General features: G+C 64.8%; 14 protein-coding genes. 7 read left to right on the forward strand and 7 right to left on the reverse strand.

Annotation, left to right across the window (positions count from 1 at the left end; genetic code table 11):
- The first annotated feature begins 134 nt into the window (after nt 1-134).
- From BCCGELA001_RS34865 to BCCGELA001_RS34895, 7 genes are all read left to right on the forward strand, one after another.
- A complete protein-coding gene (locus BCCGELA001_RS34865; RefSeq protein ID WP_060737362.1) occupies nt 135-1,289 on the forward strand; it encodes an iron-containing alcohol dehydrogenase in 1,155 nt (384 codons plus the stop codon).
- Nucleotides 1,290-1,307: 18 nt separating this feature from the next.
- Nucleotides 1,308-2,858, forward strand: coding sequence for an AMP-binding protein (locus BCCGELA001_RS34870; protein WP_008540709.1), 1,551 nt, complete (start codon nt 1,308-1,310; stop codon nt 2,856-2,858).
- 241 nt (nt 2,859-3,099) lie between these two features.
- A complete protein-coding gene (locus BCCGELA001_RS34875) occupies nt 3,100-4,698 on the forward strand; it encodes an ABC transporter substrate-binding protein (protein ID WP_060737363.1) in 1,599 nt (532 codons plus the stop codon).
- A 42-nt stretch (nt 4,699-4,740) separates the two neighbouring features.
- Nucleotides 4,741-5,688 carry an ABC transporter permease gene (locus BCCGELA001_RS34880; RefSeq protein ID WP_008540696.1) on the forward strand — a complete coding sequence of 316 codons (948 nt, stop codon included), beginning with the start codon at nt 4,741-4,743 and terminating at the stop codon, nt 5,686-5,688.
- Nucleotides 5,689-5,697: 9 nt separating this feature from the next.
- Nucleotides 5,698-6,591 carry an ABC transporter permease gene (locus BCCGELA001_RS34885; RefSeq protein WP_008540695.1) on the forward strand — a complete coding sequence of 298 codons (894 nt, stop codon included), beginning with the start codon at nt 5,698-5,700 and terminating at the stop codon, nt 6,589-6,591.
- Nucleotides 6,591-7,598 carry an ABC transporter ATP-binding protein gene (locus BCCGELA001_RS34890; protein WP_008540692.1) on the forward strand — a complete coding sequence of 336 codons (1,008 nt, stop codon included), beginning with the start codon at nt 6,591-6,593 and terminating at the stop codon, nt 7,596-7,598. The genes BCCGELA001_RS34885 and BCCGELA001_RS34890 overlap by 1 nt, the downstream gene beginning before the upstream one ends.
- Nucleotides 7,595-8,581, forward strand: coding sequence for an ABC transporter ATP-binding protein (locus BCCGELA001_RS34895; protein WP_060737364.1), 987 nt, complete (start codon nt 7,595-7,597; stop codon nt 8,579-8,581). The genes BCCGELA001_RS34890 and BCCGELA001_RS34895 overlap by 4 nt, the downstream gene beginning before the upstream one ends.
- Here the strand turns inward: BCCGELA001_RS34895 and BCCGELA001_RS34900 are convergent.
- The 7 genes from BCCGELA001_RS34900 to BCCGELA001_RS34930 all read right to left on the reverse strand — a co-directional run bounded on the left by BCCGELA001_RS34900 (nt 8,553) and on the right by BCCGELA001_RS34930 (nt 17,239).
- Nucleotides 8,553-9,365, reverse strand: a complete 813-nt coding sequence (locus BCCGELA001_RS34900; RefSeq protein ID WP_060737365.1) for a hypothetical protein — start codon at nt 9,363-9,365, stop codon at nt 8,553-8,555. The genes BCCGELA001_RS34895 and BCCGELA001_RS34900 overlap by 29 nt on opposite strands.
- Before the next feature lie 279 nt (nt 9,366-9,644).
- Entirely contained in the window at nt 9,645-11,621 is a 1,977-nt protein-coding gene (locus BCCGELA001_RS34905) for an acetyl/propionyl/methylcrotonyl-CoA carboxylase subunit alpha (protein ID WP_060737366.1), read from the reverse strand.
- Nucleotides 11,618-13,234 (reverse strand): acyl-CoA carboxylase subunit beta, encoded by a 1,617-nt coding sequence (locus tag BCCGELA001_RS34910; RefSeq protein WP_008540670.1) that lies wholly within the window; start codon nt 13,232-13,234, stop codon nt 11,618-11,620. Before BCCGELA001_RS34910 ends, BCCGELA001_RS34905 begins: the two co-directional genes overlap by 4 nt.
- A 114-nt stretch (nt 13,235-13,348) precedes the next feature.
- Complete coding sequence (locus BCCGELA001_RS34915; protein ID WP_008540669.1) at nt 13,349-14,215, reverse strand: 3-keto-5-aminohexanoate cleavage protein; 867 nt, start codon at nt 14,213-14,215, stop codon at nt 13,349-13,351.
- Nucleotides 14,216-14,415: 200 nt separating this feature from the next.
- Nucleotides 14,416-15,216: a helix-turn-helix domain-containing protein gene (locus BCCGELA001_RS34920; RefSeq protein WP_008540667.1), complete on the reverse strand. Its 801-nt coding sequence runs from the start codon at nt 15,214-15,216 to the stop codon at nt 14,416-14,418.
- Nucleotides 15,217-15,419: 203 nt separating this feature from the next.
- Nucleotides 15,420-16,076 (reverse strand): glutathione S-transferase family protein, encoded by a 657-nt coding sequence (locus tag BCCGELA001_RS34925; RefSeq protein ID WP_008540665.1) that lies wholly within the window; start codon nt 16,074-16,076, stop codon nt 15,420-15,422.
- The gene (locus BCCGELA001_RS34930) at nt 16,076-17,239 is read right to left on the reverse strand and encodes an acyl-CoA dehydrogenase family protein (protein WP_008540663.1); all 1,164 of its coding nucleotides are present in this window, start codon (nt 17,237-17,239) and stop codon (nt 16,076-16,078) included. Before BCCGELA001_RS34930 ends, BCCGELA001_RS34925 begins: the two co-directional genes overlap by 1 nt.
- Nucleotides 17,240-17,290 lie beyond the last annotated feature (51 nt).

A 17,290-nucleotide genomic window follows, 5' to 3' on the forward strand; every position in this document is an offset into this window, starting at 1 on the left:
CGCCTCTCCTCGCCTGCGGGGGGACGGGCGGAGGAGAAGCAAGGGCGGATCAGCGTCTTCGCACATGACGGGCAAGGCGGCCTCGGCTAGGATACTCCAACAAAAACAAGAGGAATTGTCCGGGGAGGACAGGCGTGCACCAGGGACGTGTCGTTTACGGCGCGATCGAGGAGGTCGTGTTCGGCCATCCGGCAGCCGAGGCCATCGTGGCGCAGATGGACCGGCTGGGAACGCGCCGCGCCTTCCTGATGGTCTCCGGCACGCTCAACCGGCAGACCGACGAGATCACAAGAATCAAGCAGGCGCTCGGCGCACGCTGCGCCGGACTGTTCGACGCGATGCCGGCGCACACGCCGCGCGAAGCGGTGATCGCCGCCACTCGCGCGGCGCGCGAAGTTGACGCCGATCTGATCGTCACCGTCGGCGGCGGCTCCATCACCGACGGCGCCAAGGCGGTGCAACTCTGCCTTGCGAACGGCATCGACGACATCGAGGGTATCGACCGCATTCGCGTCCACAAGAGCGCCGCGCCGCAGATGAACGCACCCGTCGTGCGGCAGATCAGCGTGCCGACCACGATCGCCGGCGGCGAGTTCAGCGCGATCGCCGGCGTCACCGACCGAGCTGCGCATGTGAAGCAGATGCTGCGGCATCCGCTCACGGTGCCGCGGGCAACCATCCTCGACCCCGCCATCACCGTCCACACGCCGGAATGGCTGTTTCTATCGACCGGTATCCGCGCCGTCGACCACTGCGTGGAAGCGATCTGCTCGCGCGAGACGCATCCCTATGCCGACGCGCAATCGGTCAAGGGCCTCGCCATGCTCGGCGACGCGCTGCCGCGGGTGAAGGCGGACCCCGCCGATCTCGACGCGCGCATGGACGCGCAGATCGGCACCTGGCTGTCGATGGGTGCGCTTTCCGCTGGCGTTCCCATGGGCGCGAGCCACGGCATCGGCTACGTGCTGGGCGGGGCCTTCGATGTCCCGCATGGCTACACCTCCTGCGTCATGCTGCCGGCGGTGATGCGCTGGAACGCGCGCGACAATGCCGAGCGCCAGATGATCGTCGCCGCCGCAATGGGCTATCCCGGCCGGAACGCGGCCGATGTGCTCGATGCCTTCATCCGCTCGCTCGGCATGCCGCGCAGCCTCGCCGACGTCGGCGTGTCCCCGGAGCATTTCGATGGCATTGCGGAACAAGCGATGCGCACGAACTGGATTCCGCGAAATCCGCGCAGGATCGAGGGCCCCGCCGATGTGCGCGAAATCCTACTTCTTGCCGCATGATTCCAAGCCGGAGGACTGATGTACCCAGGTCAGCATGCCCGCCTACGCCCGCTCCAGCCCGCCTTCATCATGGCTTCGACGGGCGAGGCCGTCACCTATCGCGAGCTGGAGGCGCGCAGTAACCGTCTCGCGCATCTGTTCCGGAAGCACGGCCTGAAGCGGCTCGATCATTACTCGATCTTCATGGAGAACAATGCGCGCTATCTGGAAGCCTGCGGCGCGGGCGAGCGGTCCGGCCTCTACTACACCTGCATCAACTCGTTCCTGACGCCGGGCGAGCTCGCCTATCTCCTGGTCAACAGCCAGTCCAGGATCCTGATCACGTCGGTGGCCAAGCTCGACATCGCGCGCGAGGCGATCCAGGCCTGTCCCGAGGTCAAGCTCTGCATCGTCGCCGATGGCCCCGGCGAGAGCGACCGCATCGTCGGCCTTGCCGAGGTGACCGCCGGCCTGCCGGCGACGCACATCGCCGACGAATGGCTCGGCACTGCCATGCTCTATTCGTCGGGCACGACCGGACGGCCCAAGGGCATTCTGCGGCCGCTGCCCGAGGAGCCGCCGACGCACAATCTGCCGCTGTTCGATTTCCTGACCAAGCTCTGGCACTATCGCGAGGGCATGGTCTATCTGTCGCCGGCCCCGCTCTATCATTCCGCGCCGCAGGCGGCCGTGAATCTCACGATCCGCATGGGCGGCACCGTGATCATCATGGAGAGCTTCGATCCCGAGCGCTACCTTCAGCTCGTCCAGCAATGGGGCATCACCCACACCCAGCTGGTGCCGACGATGTTCTCGCGCATGTTGAAGCTGCCGGAGGAGGTGCGAAGCCGCTACGACCTGTCCTCGCTCGAAATCGCGATCCACGCCGCTGCGCCCTGCCCGGCCCTGGTCAAGGACGACATGATCAAATGGTGGGGACCGATCATCCACGAATATTACGGCGCGACCGAAGGGCTGGGCTTCACCGCCTGCAACAGCGAGGAATGGCTCGCCCATCGCGGCACTGTCGGCAAGGTGCTGCTCGGCGATCTCCATATTCTCGACGAGAACATGCAGGCGTGTCCGACCGGCTCGCCCGGCCAGGTCTGGTTCAAGACCGCCACGCCGTTTGAGTATTTCAACGATCCCGAGAAGACCAAGGAGGCGCGCTCGGCCGACGGCAGCATGAGCACGGTCGGCGACGTCGGCTATGTTGACGAGGACCGCTTCCTCTACCTCACCGACCGCGCCACCTTCATGATCATCTCGGGTGGGGTGAACATCTATCCGCAGGAGTGCGAGAATCTGCTGATCACCCATCCGAAGGTCGCCGATGCCGCCGTGTTCGGCGTGCCCAATCCCGACCTCGGTGAAGAGGTGAAGGCGGTGGTGCAGCCGATGTCCGGCGTTGTGCCGGGCCCCGCGCTCGCGGAAGAGTTGATCGCGTTCTGCGCCAAATCGCTGTCGCGACAGAAAGTGCCGCGCTCGATCGACTTCGAGAAGGAACTGCCGCGACTGCCGACGGGGAAGCTCTACAAGAGGCTGCTCAGGGATCGCTATTGGGGGAACAAGGCGTCGCGGATCGTGTGAGGGGCCATCGACAGATTCAGTGTGGTCTCGGCCTAGCGCGCAATTGCGCGCAGGGGCCGGGATCCATGCGTGATCCTCCCCTTCGCACCTGCACTCTCACATGACGGAAGCGTGAAACCCCGCGGCCATCCGTCATCCGAATTGTCGAGGCTTCCTGCGGACTTGCCCGTTGCCTCGCTCCACCTGTCTCGCTATCGTCTGACAAACAGGCCGCAAAGGCCGTTGTCCAGGGAGGATGAGCATGCGGAGCGTGTGGGCGCTCGCCGCAATGGCGGCGCTATCTGTGCTGACGGCCTCGACCACCACGCTGGCTGGCGAGCCCAAGCAGGGCGGCATTATGCGGATGTATCACCGCGACAGCCCCGCCAACGCCTCGATCCACGAGGGCGCGACCTACTCGCTCAACATTCCCTTCATGCCTGTGTTCAACAACCTCGTCATCTACAAGCAGGACGTGGCGCAGAACAGCATGGACAGCATCGTGCCCGAGCTCGCCGAGAGCTGGGCCTGGGCGGGCGATAACAAGACGCTGACCTTCAAGCTGCGCCAGGGCGTGAAATGGCACGACGGCAAGCCGTTCACCTCGGCCGACGTGAAATGCACCTTCGACATGCTGATGGGCAAGGCGCAGCAGAAGTTCCGGCAGAACCCGCGCAAGACCTGGTACGACCAGGTCAACGACGTCTCGACCAGCGGCGACTTCGAGGTCTCGTTCAACCTGAAGCGGCCGCAACCCTCGCTGCTGGCGCTGCTGGCCTCGGGCTACACGCCGGTCTATCCCTGCCATGTCTCGCCGGCGGAGATGCGTACGCATCCGATCGGCACCGGCCCGTTCAAATTCGTCGAGTTCAAGGCCAACGAATCCATCAAGCTGACCCGCAATCCCGACTATTGGCGCAAGGGTCGGCCCTATCTCGACGGCATCGAATTCACCATCATCCCGAACCGCTCGACCGCGATCCTCGCCTTCATCGCCGGCAAGTTCGACATGACCTTCCCGACGGAGGTGACGATCCCGCTGGTGAAGGACGTCAAGTCACAGGCGCCGAACGCGATCTGCGAGATCGCGCCGACCAATGTCGCCACCAACATCATCGTCAACTCGTCCTCGCCGCCGTTCGACAATGTCGACATTCGCCGCGCCATGGCGATGGCGCTCGACCGCAAGGCGTTCATCTCGATCATGTTCGAGGGCCAGGGCGACGTCGGCGGCACCATGCTGCCGCCGCCGAACGGCCTGTGGGGCATGCCCAAGGAGATGCTGGAGACCATTCCCGGTTACGGCCCCGACGTGAAGGCCAACCGCGAGGAGGCCAAGAAGCTGATGCAGAAGGCCGGCTACGGGCCCGACAAGCATCTCGCCGTAAAGGTCTCCACGCGCAACATCCCGATCTATCGCGATCCCGCGGTGATCCTGATCGACCAGCTCAAGAACATCTATATCGACGGCGAGGTCGACGTCGTGGAAACCGCGAACTGGTTCCCGAAGGTCGCGCGCAAGGACTACATGATCGGACTCAATCTCACCGGCAATGCCGTGGACGACCCCGACCAGTCCTTTTACGAGAACTATGCCTGCGGTTCGGAGCGCAATTACACCAACTACTGCAACAAGGAGATCGAAAAGCTGTTCGATGTGCAGTCGCAGGAGACCAATGTCGAGAAGCGCAAGAAGCTGGTTTGGGACATCGACAAGAAGCTGCAGGAGGACGTCGCGCGGCCCATCATCTTCCACAGCCGCATGGGCAGCTGCTGGCAGCCTTACGTCAAGGGCATCACCATCATGACGAACAGCTCCTATAACGGTTATCGCTACGAGGACGCGTGGCTGGACAAGTAGCGCAGGCCACGGGCGGCTGACGGGTTCGACGGGAGGCGGTGCATGTTTGCCTATCTGGTGCGGCGCCTGTTCCTGATGCTCGTGACCCTGTTCGGGATCTCGATCGTCATCTTCTTCCTGCTGCGCATCGTGCCCGGCAACATCGTCGACATCCTGTTTGCCGCCGCCGGCTATGTCGATCCCGCCGACAAGGCCAATCTGGAGAAGGAGCTCGGCATCGACCGGCCGCTGGTCGTGCAATATTGGCACTGGATCAGCGGTTTCCTGCGCGGCGATTTCGGCTACTCCTACGTCTCGGAAAAGCCGGCGCTGCAGGAGATCCTGCCGCGGATCCCGATCACGGCGCGGCTTGCCGGCCTCGCGCTGTTGTTCTCGGCCTCGATCGGCATCCCGCTCGGCGTCATCAGCGCGGTGAAGCAGGGCACGAAGCTCGACTATGCCCTGCGCGTCGTCAGCCTCAGCGGATTGTCGCTGCCCTCGTTCTGGCTCGGCCTGCTCATCCTCACCGCGTCGGTGGCGATGTTCGGCCAGATGCCGATCTTCAACCCGAATCCGCAGACCTGGCTCGAAGCGTTCGCCACCTATGCCGTGCCGGCTGCCGCGGTCGGCTTCCGCAGCGCGGCACTGACCATGCGCATCACCCGCTCCTCGATGCTGGAAGTGCTGCGGCAGGACTACATTCGCACCGCCCGCGCGAAGGGCGCGTCCGAGGCGGCGGTCAACTACCACCACGCGCTGAAGAATGCGATCCTGCCGGTCATCACCGTGATCGGCATCGAGGCCGCGTTCCTGATCGGCGGCCTGATCGTGACCGAGACCGTGTTCAACATCCCCGGCGTCGCCCGCTACCTGGTCGAGGCGATCCGCTGGCGCGACTATCCGATCGTGCAGAACCTCGTGATGTTCATCGCCGTCGTCGTGGTGTTCGCCAATTTCATCGTCGACATGCTCTACGCGGTGTTCGATCCGCGGATCAGGTACACGGATTAGGAGATCAGCTTGGCCGCGATCGACTTCGACGTTGAATTGAGGCGCGCCGGGGCGCACGCGACCGGCGGCTGGCGGCGCGTGCTGTTCATGGCGCAGCGGCATGTGCTGGGCGCGGCCGGGCTCGTCATCATGATGGCATTCGTCCTCACCGCGATCTTCGCCGACTTCATCGCACGCTACGATCCGCTGACGGTCGATTCCGCCCGTGCGCTGGCCCGCCCGAGCCTGGCGCACTGGATGGGCACGGACTCCTTCGGTCGGGACGTCTTCAGCCGCATCATCCATGGGGCACGGATATCGCTCGCGGTCGGACTCGGCTCGACCGCGCTCGGCGGCATCATCGGGGTGATCGTCGGGCTGACGTCGGGCTATCTCTCCGGCTGGGTCGATCTCGTGTTCCAGCGCGTCTCGGACGTGCTCCAGGCGCTGCCGCTGCTGGTGCTGGCGCTGGTGATGACGGCCGCGCTCGGCCCGTCGCTGCCGAACGTCATCATCGCCATCGCGATTCCGCTGATTCCGACGGTCGCGCGCGTGATCCGCGCCAACACGCTGGCGCTGCGCGAGCAGCCGTTCGTGGAAGCCGCGAAATCGATCGGCATGAGCGAGATGCGGATCGCGCTGCGCCACGTGCTGCCGAACACGCTGGCGCCGCTGATCGTGCTCGCCACCGCTCAGCTCGGCTCGACCATCCTCACCGAGGCGTCCCTCTCCTTCCTCGGCCTCGGCATTCCCGAGCCGTATCCGTCATGGGGCCGCATGCTCTCCGAATCCGCCGCCGAATACGTCCGCACTGCGCCCTGGCTGGTGATCTTCCCGGGCATCGCCATCAGCCTCGCCGTGTTCGGCGCCAACCTGTTCGGCGACGCTCTGCGCGACGTCCTCGATCCACGGCAGCGCGGCTGATGGCTGACAAATCCGATCTCGTGCTCGAGGTGAAGAACCTGAAGACGGTGTTCTTCACCAATTCAGGCTTGTTCAAGGCCGTCGACGATCTCTCCTTCAGTGTGAGGCGCGGCGAGACGCTGGCAATCGTCGGCGAATCCGGCTGCGGCAAGAGCGTCACTGCCCTGTCGCTAATGCGGCTGGTGCCCGATCCACCGGGGCGCATCGTCGGCGGCACAGTCTCGCTCGAAGGCACGAATGTGCTGGCGCTGGATGAAGCGGAGATGCGCAAGATCCGCGGCAACCGCATCTCCATGATCTTCCAGGAGCCGATGACATCGCTCAATCCGGTCATGCGGATCGGGGACCAGATCGTCGAGGCGGTGCGACTGCACCGGAACCTGTCGGCCAAGGAGGCCGGGAATATCGCGGTCGAGATGCTGCGGCTGGTGCGCATCCCCGAACCGGCGCGGCGCGCAAGGGAATATCCGCATCAGCTCTCCGGCGGCATGCGCCAGCGCGCGATGATCGCGATGGCGCTGGCATGCCGGCCGGCGCTGCTGATCGCGGACGAGCCGACCACCGCGCTCGACGTCACCATCCAGGCGCAGATCCTGGCGCTGATCCTCGATCTTCAGAAAGAGCTCGGCACCGGCCTCGTGCTGATCACGCATGATCTCGGCGTGGTCGCGCAGACCGCGCAGCGCGTGATCGTGATGTATGCGGGGCGGAAGGTCGAGGAAGCCAGCGTCGAGACGCTGTTTGCGTCGCCCAAGCATCCCTATACGCGCGGGCTGATGGCGTCGATCCCGGCGGTGCCGGCATCCGGCGCCGCCGCGCAGGCGCGGCTGAACGAGATTCCCGGCACCGTGCCCTCGCTGGTCCGGCTGCCGCAAGGTTGCGCCTTTGCGCCGCGCTGCAAGCTGGCAATCAAGCGCTGTGAGGCCGAATATCCGCCGCTGACGGATTGGGGCGGCGGCCATCTCGCAGCGTGCTGGCGCGCGGCGGAAGTTGCGGAGGTGGCATGACCGAAGCGCTGCTCGAGGTCACAGATCTCAAGAAGCACTATCCGGTGCGCGCAGGTGTGCTGCGCCGGCGCGTCGGCACCGTGCATGCGGTCGACGGCGTGTCGTTTTCGCTTGGTATCGGCGAGACGCTCGGCCTCGTCGGCGAATCCGGCTGCGGCAAGTCGACGGTGGCGCGCAGCGTGCTGCGGCTGGTGGAGCCGACCTCGGGGCAGATCCGCCTCGAAGGCGAGGACATCACCCATCTCTCGAAGTCCGATCTTCGTCCGCACCGCCGTTCGATGCAGATCGTGTTCCAGGACCCGTTCGCCTCGCTCAATCCGCGCATGACCGCGGGCGACATCGTCGGCGAGCCGCTCGCCGTGCATGGCCTTGCGACCGGAAAGGCGCTGGAGGCGCGCGTCGCAAGACTGTTCGAGCAGGTGGGCCTGCGGCCGGACCAGATGCGCAACTTCCCGCATCAATTCTCCGGCGGCCAGCGCCAGCGCATCTGCATCGCACGGGCGCTCGCCCTGGAACCACGCCTGATCGTCTGCGACGAGCCGGTCTCCGCGCTCGACGTTTCGATCCAGGCGCAGGTGATCAACCTCCTGATCGATCTGCAGCGCCGGCACGGCTTCTCCTATCTCTTCATCGCGCACGACCTCGCCGTGGTCGCTCATATCAGCCACCGCGTCGCCGTGATGTATCTCGGCCGCATCGTCGAGATCGCCGACAAGGACGAGCTATTCCGCAATCCACGCCATCCCTATACGCAAGCCCTGCTCGCTTCCGTGCCGGTCGCGAATCCGCTCGCGAAAAGACTTGCGCCGCTGGTCGATGGCGACGTGCCGAGCCCGGTCAATCCGCCCTCGGGCTGCGCCTTTCACACCCGCTGCCGGTTTGCGATGGAGCGCTGCAAGACCGAGCGGCCGGCGCTGGTGGACGCCGGCGATGGGCACCAGGTGGCATGTCTGCTCAATGAAGGGACGGGGCGGAGCCAGTAGACCGGAGCGCCCGGATTATCGGCCAAGCCGCCAGCGCCGCGGCCAGATGCTTGAGCGTGTGGCCCGAGACGATGTGCCCGGTGGCTTCGAAGATCGTCGCGTCACCGAGCTCGAAGAGCTTGGCCAGCACGTAGAAGAAGAGCACGCCGCCGAGTGGCACGCCGATCGCGCCGGGCCGAGGCCGTGTCAAAGCCAGTCCGACTGCGAGCGCCATGCCGCCGAACTGCACGACCACCCAAGGCGTGAGATTCTCGCGTGCCACCCAAGCCGCGAGCAGGCCCGCAACCATCATCAGAACCAGCACCGCTTCGCCTGCGCGCACGCTGATGCGCTCGCTGGCCGCGATGCCCAGAAAGCCCGCGAACGCCACCGCCATGCCGAGGCGATCAGCCACGAGCCGCTCCGCCATGTCGGGATCCAGATGATAGAAGCCGGAGCCCAGGCAAGTGAGGATCAGTCCGACGAAGAACCAGCTCGCACCCACGGGCGCGTCCTTCCGGGCGCGCAGCCGCTCCGAGCCCCAGACACCCATTGCAAGAAAGGCGAGATTGCTCAGCACGTCGCCGGCGTTGGGCACGCCGAGCAAGGCGCGCGTGTCGACGAAATGCGGAATGTGCCAGCCGGCAGCCGGCAGCGCGGGCGCGAACAGCGCCGCGAGTGCGAGCACGAATAGCGCGACCGTCAGATATTTCTCGCGGACTTGCGGGGCGGCGAATGAGAAGCGGCGGGATGCCAAGGGAAGCACGGCAGCGGTCGCTTGGGCGAGGTCATTTGCGCGGAACATGCGGTGTCTTCCATGTATTGAACATCGTTCAATATTAGTAGCCCAGAAATGAACGAAGTTCAATCGAAATTGCGGTCTCGCAGACCGACCAACAACCTATTGAAATCATAAATTTTTGATCGTAAGCGGGAGCTCGCCCGCAGAACACTCGTGAGGCGCGAGGTGTTGATGCAACACAACCTACAAAACGTCATTGCGAGCGCAGCGAAGCAAATCCAGACCGCTCCCGCGGAGAGATTCCGGATTGTTTCGCTGCGCTCGCAATGACGTAGCGAAACGCTACCCCGCCCCGATCTCTGCGACGATCCTGCCGGTCGTGACCTGTTCGCCCTCGGCAACATCGATCGCGGCCACGACGCCGTCGACGCCGGCTTTGTGGACGTGCTCCATCTTCATCGCCTCCAGCGTCAGCACCGGCTGGCCGGCGGCAACGCGGTCGCCGGGTTTCACCAGCACGGCGACGACGCGGCCGTTCATGGCGGCACGCACCTTGCCGTCACCACCATTACTTGCCGCAGCCTTCGGTGCGGCAAGAGTGAGATCGGTCACCGCAAGCGGGATACCGCGGTGCTGGAGATGGAGCCGGTCGCCGTCGCGCAGGAATTTGGCGGCGTCCATGACGCCATCATGGCGAAAGCGGATGGCGTCGGCATCGAGCTGATCGATCTCAAACCTCTCCTGGCGACCATCGGCGGCAACCATGTAGCTGCCGTCGCGCTCGCGCGTGATTTCGAGCTCATGCGCATGGCCGGCGATCTCGATCTTTGCAGGCAGAGGAAATGTCGCCGACAAGCTCCGGCCGCTGCGCCATGACGGCGCGTGAGGATTGGTGACGTAGAGCAGCAGGCCCGCGAGCGCTGCATCGAATAGGCCATCCGTCCGCGGCGACAACAGCTCGTCCCGATGCGCGCCGATGAAGGCCGTCGTCGCCTCGCCCTTGGCGAACCCGGGATGACGCAAGCACGACATCAGGAACGCCTGATTGGTGGTCACGCCGAATGCCGTAAGCTGCTCCAGGCCGACGATCAGCCGTCCTCGCGCCTCCTCGCGCGTGGCGCCGTGGCTGATGACCTTGGCGATCATGGAATCGTAGAACGGCGGGATCTCCGTGCCCGATTGCAGCGCGTGCTCGACGCGGATGCCATCGGGCACCTGCCAGCGCGCCATGCGGCCGGACTGCGGCATGAAATCGCTTACGGCATCTTCGGAGCAGAGCCGCACCTCGATGGCATGGCCGGAGAATTTGATGTCCTGTTGCTTGACCGGCAAAGGCTCGCCGCGCGCGACGCGCAGTTGCAGCTCGACGAGGTCGAGCCCGGTGATCGCCTCGGTCACGGGATGCTCGACCTGGAGCCGCGTGTTCATCTCCATGAAGTAGAATTCGCCGCGCTCATCGAGCAGGAATTCGAGCGTACCGGCACCCTCATAGCGCAGCGCCTTGACGGCGGCGACCGCTACCTCGCCCATCTTCGCACGCAGGTCCGGCGTGACGGCAGGCGACGGCGCCTCCTCGATCAGCTTCTGGTGCCGCCGCTGCACCGAGCAGTCGCGCTCGCCGAGATGGATGGCATTGCCGTAGCTGTCGCCGAACACCTGGATCTCGATGTGACGTGGGTTCTGAATGGCGCGTTCGAGGATGACAGTGGGATCTCCGAACGCGGCCTTTGCTTCCGATCGCGCGCTGCGCAGCGCATCGGGGAAGGATGCCGCGTCTGTGACGAGCCGCATGCCGCGACCGCCGCCGCCGGCGACGGCCTTGATCATCACGGGGAAGCCGATCTTCCTGGCCTCCGCGAGCATGACCTCGTCGCCCTGGTCGGCGCCCTGATAGCCTGGCACGATGGGCACGCCGGCCTTCTTCATGATCTCCTTGGCGCCGGCCTTGTTGCCCATCGCTTCGATCGCTTGCGGCGACGGGCCGATGAAGATGAGGCTGGCCTCCTTGCAGGCTCGCGCAAAGTCCTCGTTCTCGGCGAGGAAGCCATAGCCTGGATGGACCGCGTCGGCGCCGCTGGCCTTCGCGGCGGCGATGATCGCGGGGATGTTGAGATAGGATTGCGCCGGCAAGGCTTCGCCGATGCGCACGGCCTGATCGGCGTGCTTGACGTGGAGCGCATCGCGATCCGCATCCGAATAGACTGCGACGACGCCGAGGCCGAGCTGCCGCGCGCTGCGCATGACACGCAGCGCGATCTCGCCGCGATTGGCGACCAGGACCTTGAAGAACGGCCGGTGCTGCACTGATCCGTTCCTCATGGGCGCGCCACCGAGAATTGCATGCGCTGCGGCGTGCGCGCGTCGCCCTCGCGGCAGATCGCGAGCACTTCGGACAATACCGCGCGGGTGTCGCGCGGATCGATGACGCCATCGTCGAGCACGCGCGCGCTGGTGGAGAACACGTCCATCTGGCCGTCGAACACGCCGATGATCTCAGCCTTCATGGCCTCCAGCTTATCCTTTTCGATCGGCTTGCCGCGGCGCGCGGCGGCGGCTTCGGTCACGATCGCCATGGTTTCCGCGGCCTGCTCGCCGCCCATCACCGCGGTCCTGGCATTGGGCCAGGAGAAGCAGAAGCGCGGATGGAAGCCTCGGCCGCACATGCCGTAATTGCCGGCGCCGAAGGAAGCGCCGCAATAGATCGTGATCTGCGGCACTGTCGCCGACGTCACCGCCTGGATCATCTTCGAGCCGTGCTTGATCATGCCGGCTTCCTCATAGGCCTTGCCGACCATGTAACCGGTGGTGTTGTTCAAGTAGAGCAGCGGCGTGCGGGTCTGGCAGCAGGCCTGGATGAAATGCGTTGCCTTGTTGGCGCCGGCGGGATCGAGCGGGCCGTTATTGGTGATGATGCCGATGGCCTGACCCTCGATGCGGGCGTGGCCGCAGACGGTGGCGGGTCCGTAGTTCGGCGCCATCTCGGTGAAATCGGAATCATCGACGATGCGAGCGATCACCTGCTTCATGTCGACGGGCCGCTTGTGGTCCATCGGCATGATACCGAGCAGTTCGTCCTGGTCGTAGCGCGGCGGCTTGAATTCGGAAGGCGCCCGGCCCGACCGGTCCCATTCCATCGCACCCATGATCTCGCGCGCGATGCGCAGCGCGTCGCGATCGTCCTCGGCGAGATAATCGCCGAGGCCAGAGACCTGGGTGTGCATCTCGGCGCCGCCGAGCTCTTCCTCCGTCGCGACCTCGCCGGTCGCGGCCTTCAGCAGTGGCGGGCCGGCGAGGAAGGCGCGGGTACGGCCGCGGACCATCACGATGTAATCCGAGAGGCCCGTCTGATAGGCGCCGCCGGCGGTGGACGAGCCGTGCGTGACGGTGACGACCGGCAGGCCTGCCGCCGAGAGCCGCGCGAGATTGCGAAAGATGTTGCCGCCGCGAACGAAATCCTCGACGCGGTAGCGCAACAGATTGGCGCCGGCGCTTTCGACGAGTTGGACGTAAGGCAGCTTGTTCTCCAGCGCGAGCTCCTGCACCCGCAGCGTCTTGTCGAGACCATACGGCTGGAGCGCACCGGCATCGATGCCGGCGTCGTTGGCGCTGACCATGCAGCGGATGCCCGAGACGAAGCCGATGCCGGCGATGACACCGCCGCCCGGCACGCTCTTGGCCGCATCCGGTACGTCGAACATGTAGCCGGCGAGCGTCGACAGCTCGATGAAGGGCGCGCCGGGATCGAGCACCAGCGCGACGCGCTCGCGCGGCAGCAGCTGGCCGCGCTTGTGGAAGCGGTCTTTCGCGGCCGCCGAGGCCGCACGCGTGCGCTCCTCCAGCGCGCGCATGCGGTCGATCAGACCGAGCATGCCGTCGCGGTTGGCTTGGTAGGCGGCACTGCCGGGGGAGATGGTGTTTTCGATGGTGGACATGATCTGATCCTGCTCGTCATTGCGAGGAGCGAAGCGACGAAGCAATCCAGACTGCTTCCGCGGAGAGATTCTGGATTGCTTCGCTTCGCTCGCAATGACGGGTGAGGCGATACTTTACCGATTCGTCCCGAAGATCTTCCGCGCCTCGGCAGGGCTTGCGATCTCGCGGCCCGCGCGTCTTGCGCAAGCAGCGACGGCCTCGATGAGCTGCCCGTTCGACGTCACCTTCTTGCCGTCGGCGAGATAGAAAGTATCCTCCAACCCCGTGCGCAAATGGCCGCCGAGCTCGGCGCAACGCTGATGCAGCGGCCAGATCTCCTCGCGGCCGATCGCGGTGACCTGAAAATGCGCTTCGGGACGCTTCAGCTTGATCAGGATCGGCAGCAGCTCGGGATCGGCCGGCATGCCGGAGGCGACGCCCATCACGAAGTTGTATTCGAGCGGGCCGTTGTACATGCCGACCTGGCGGTACATGCCGACGCAGCGGACGATGCCGACGTCGAAGCATTCGAATTCGGGAATGGTGCCGACCGCGTTCATGACGTCGAGATAGTCCTTCACCTTCTCGACCGCGTTGTCGAACATCATCGGCGGCCAAGCCCAGGTGTTGTCGGCCTTGACCTTGAGGTAATTCAGCGAGCCGGCATTGCAGGCTGCGATCTCAGGCTTGGTCTCGCGGATGCAGTCGAGCGCGCCCGAGTAGTTCGGACCTGAGACGCCCGAGGTGTGGTTGATGATGACCCCGGGACAGGCCTCGCGGATCGCCTGCTGGATCTCCCTGCTGACTGCGACCTCCCAGGACGGCAGGTGCCCCTTGTTCGGCGCCTGTTGGCGCAGATGGATGTGCATGACGGACGCGCCGGCATCGAATGCAGCCTTGGCCTCGCGTGCCATCTGCTCGGGCGTCACGGGCACGTTGTGCTGCTTCGGGTCGGTGAGCACGCCGTTCAGCGCGCAGGTGATGACGGCCTTGTCGCTCATGCCAAAAATGTCTCGCACGTTGAGAATTCAACGGTTGCGATCATGTGACGCGCGGGGATGCGGCTTCTTGCGCGGAGAAGCTGAGTACAGGATAGGAAATCGTAGGGTGGGCAAAGGCGCTCTTGCGCCGTGCCCACCATTCTCCGTGTCTGGCAAAGATGGTGGGCACGCTTCGCTTTGCCCACCCTACAAGAACGGCGCTAGCTCGCCTCCGCCAGCCTCACCGTCTCGTTGCTGCGATAGATCGCAAGGTCGCGCGAGCCGACGAAGATCGCTCGCGGCTTCAATCCGTAGAAGCGGCGGATCGAGTGGCTGAAATGCGTGGAATCGGGATAGCCGATATCCTGCGCGAGATGGGCGAGGTTGAGGTCCTGGTTGGCGAAGTGCAACAGATGCCGCGCGCGCTTCCAGGCGCGGAAGGAGCGGAACGAGATGCCGGTCTCTTCCTTGAACAGATGCAGGAAGCGCGAGGCGGACAGGCCCGCTTCGGCCGCGCAAGTGTCGGCCGTCACCGGCTCGCCGGAGAAGCGCTCGATGCGGGCGACCGCGCGCATCACGCGCGGGTCGAGCACGCGGCGCGGCAACGGCTCGCCAAAACACATCTCGTCGAACTCGGCGGTGGTGAGGTCGCCATAGCGGCGCTGGCGCAGCAGCGCATAGGCGGCGAGAATCTTGCGGGCATAGGCGGCCTTGTCCGGGCCCCGCAGCCGTTCGGCCAGAGCTTCGATCACGCCATCCGGCATGCTTTCCGGCTCCAGCGTCACGCTGATCGCAGTCCGGTAGTCGCTCGCAATCGAATGGCGCTGGTTAGGCAGGGTCACGATCAATTCGTCTGATGTGTGAACGTCGTCGATCGTCAGATGCAGGCTGCCCTTCACCGCGACATAGACATGGCAGCAACCGGGGGTCCGCTTGCGGGGCCGGCCAAGCAGGCCGGCATAGAACACGCGCTCCGGTGTGATCAGCATCAGATGGTCGGATTCGCGACCGATATATTCCATTGGGTTCCTCCTCGCGCGGCTCTCTGGCCGCTGCGGACGGAGGTCACCTTAGCGGAAATTTGGGCGCTGTCACGACGCGATAGCGCTGTCATGAGACGCAAACCGCTGGCATTCCAGCAGGATGAGTAGAGCTCGGAACCGTCCATCCCGTCGTTTGGACAAGCAAAGCGAAGCGGACCGCAGAGCCAGGACGACGGCGGAGATTATCCTCTCACCCTCGGCGCAACATTCTGCTGCTTTCCGGCCGCTTGCTCCGCAGCAACCGCGCGCTTGAAGCCTTCCCGCTGTTGCAGGCGCGCCCAATAGGCTGCGACATTTGGCCCGAAATCCTTGGCGAGGCCGATGTTATCGGCGAGGCGAAGCGCGTAACCGATGACAATGTCAGCGGCGGTGAACCGGTCTGCGCACAAAGTTTCGGCATTCGCGGTCGCTGCCTCGACGGCGCGCAGGCGTCCCAGGAACCATTTGGCATAGTCGCCGGCGACCTGCGGATTGCGCCGCTCCTCCGGCTCGAGCTGGGTGTATCGGAGCACCAGCGTCTGCGGGAAGGTTAACGTGGCATCGCTGAAATACATCCAGTTCAGGAACGCGCCATAGGCTGGATCTTCGGGGCCGACCATCAGCGGCGTCGGACCATGTTGGATGCCGAGATAATGGCAAATGCCTGAAGACTCCGTCATCCGCGTCTCGCCGTCGATCAGGAAGGGGATGGTGCCGAGCGGATTGATGCCGAGATAGTCCTTGGCGAAGACCCGCGGCGGGAACGGCAGCATCTTCAGTTCGTACGGCAGCCCCATCTCCTCGAGCATCCAGAGTGGACGGAACGAGCGAGCAGCGTCGCAGTGATAGAGCGTGATCATCAAGCGCTTCCTTTGCTGCCGGGCAGCGTGCCCATCATCTTGCACAGGACCATCAGCATGACCTCGTCAGCGCCGCCGCCGATCGAGGTCAGGCGGCTGTCGCGATAGGCGCGGCTCACCGGCGTCTCGTTGGTAAAGCCCATTCCCCCCCAATATTGCAAGCAGGCGTCGGTGAGCTCGCGCCCGAGCCGCCCGGCCTTCAGCTTGGCCATGGTCGCAAGCCGTGTCACATCCTCGCCGGCGACCAGTTGCTCGGCGGCGCGATAGATCAGCGCACGCAACAGCTCGACCTCGGTCTGCATCTCCGCCAGCTTGAAGTGCACGACCTGATTATCGAGGATCGACTTCCCGAAGGCCTTGCGGTTGCGGGTGTATTCGATGGTCTGATCGATGATGTATTCATGCGCTTTCAGGCAGGCCGCCGCGCCCCAGAGCCGCTCCTCCTGGAATTGGATCATCTGATAGGTGAAGCCCTTGCCCTCCTCGCCGATCCGGTTGCGCTTGGGCACGCGGACATTGTCGAAGAAGATCTGCGCAGTGTCCGACGAGCGCATGCCCATCTTGTCGAGCTTTCGCGCCACCGTGACGCCCTTGCTCTTCATGGGCACGCAGATCAGCGACTTGTTGCGGTGAACGGGCCCGTCGCCGGTATTGGCGAGCAGGCAGATCCAGTCGGCCTGGGTGCCGTTGGTGATCCACATCTTGCCGCCGTTGATGACGTAGTCGTCGCCATCGGAGCGCGCATTGGTCTTGATCGAGGCCACGTCCGACCCGGCGCCGGGCTCGGAGACGCCGATGCAGGCGACGTAGTCGCCCGATATCGACGGCGCCAGGAATTCGCGCCGCACCTCGTCCGAGCCGAACCGCGCCAGTGCCGGGGTTGCCATGTCGGTCTGCACCCCGATCGCCATCGGTACGCCGCCGCAGGTGATGGCGCCGAGCTCTTCGGCCATCATCAGTGCATAGGAATAGTCGAGGCCTGAGCCGCCGAACTCCACCGGCTTGTTCAGGCCGAGAAAGCCGAGGCTGCCCATCTTCTTGAACAGCTCATGGGCCGGGAAGATGTCAGCCTTCTCCCACTCATCGACATGAGGATTGATCTCGCCCGCGATGAACTTTTGCAGGGAGCGGCGGATGTCGTCGTGGTCGGCGGTGAATAGCATTTTTTGTCAGCTCAGCTCTCGTATCTCTGATGTGCTCGTCATGGCCGGGCT

Source organism: Bradyrhizobium sp. CCGE-LA001, from assembly GCF_000296215.2.
Classification (GTDB): Bacteria; Pseudomonadota; Alphaproteobacteria; order Rhizobiales; family Xanthobacteraceae; genus Bradyrhizobium.

Coding starts and splice junctions, on each gene's coding strand:
- BCCGELA001_RS34920 (WP_008540667.1), bottom strand. CDS start 15,216: ATGGAATATATCGGTCGCGAATCCGACCATCTGATGCTGATCACACCG.
- BCCGELA001_RS34890 (WP_008540692.1), top strand. CDS start 6,591: ATGGCTGACAAATCCGATCTCGTGCTCGAGGTGAAGAACCTGAAGACG.
- BCCGELA001_RS34925 (WP_008540665.1), bottom strand. CDS start 16,076: ATGATCACGCTCTATCACTGCGACGCTGCTCGCTCGTTCCGTCCACTC.
- BCCGELA001_RS34880 (WP_008540696.1), top strand. CDS start 4,741: ATGTTTGCCTATCTGGTGCGGCGCCTGTTCCTGATGCTCGTGACCCTG.
- BCCGELA001_RS34900 (WP_060737365.1), bottom strand. CDS start 9,365: ATGTTCCGCGCAAATGACCTCGCCCAAGCGACCGCTGCCGTGCTTCCC.
- BCCGELA001_RS34915 (WP_008540669.1), bottom strand. CDS start 14,215: ATGAGCGACAAGGCCGTCATCACCTGCGCGCTGAACGGCGTGCTCACC.
- BCCGELA001_RS34875 (WP_060737363.1), top strand. CDS start 3,100: ATGCGGAGCGTGTGGGCGCTCGCCGCAATGGCGGCGCTATCTGTGCTG.
- BCCGELA001_RS34930 (WP_008540663.1), bottom strand. CDS start 17,239: ATGCTATTCACCGCCGACCACGACGACATCCGCCGCTCCCTGCAAAAG.
- BCCGELA001_RS34910 (WP_008540670.1), bottom strand. CDS start 13,234: ATGTCCACCATCGAAAACACCATCTCCCCCGGCAGTGCCGCCTACCAA.
- BCCGELA001_RS34895 (WP_060737364.1), top strand. CDS start 7,595: ATGACCGAAGCGCTGCTCGAGGTCACAGATCTCAAGAAGCACTATCCG.
- BCCGELA001_RS34870 (WP_008540709.1), top strand. CDS start 1,308: ATGTACCCAGGTCAGCATGCCCGCCTACGCCCGCTCCAGCCCGCCTTC.
- BCCGELA001_RS34905 (WP_060737366.1), bottom strand. CDS start 11,621: ATGAGGAACGGATCAGTGCAGCACCGGCCGTTCTTCAAGGTCCTGGTC.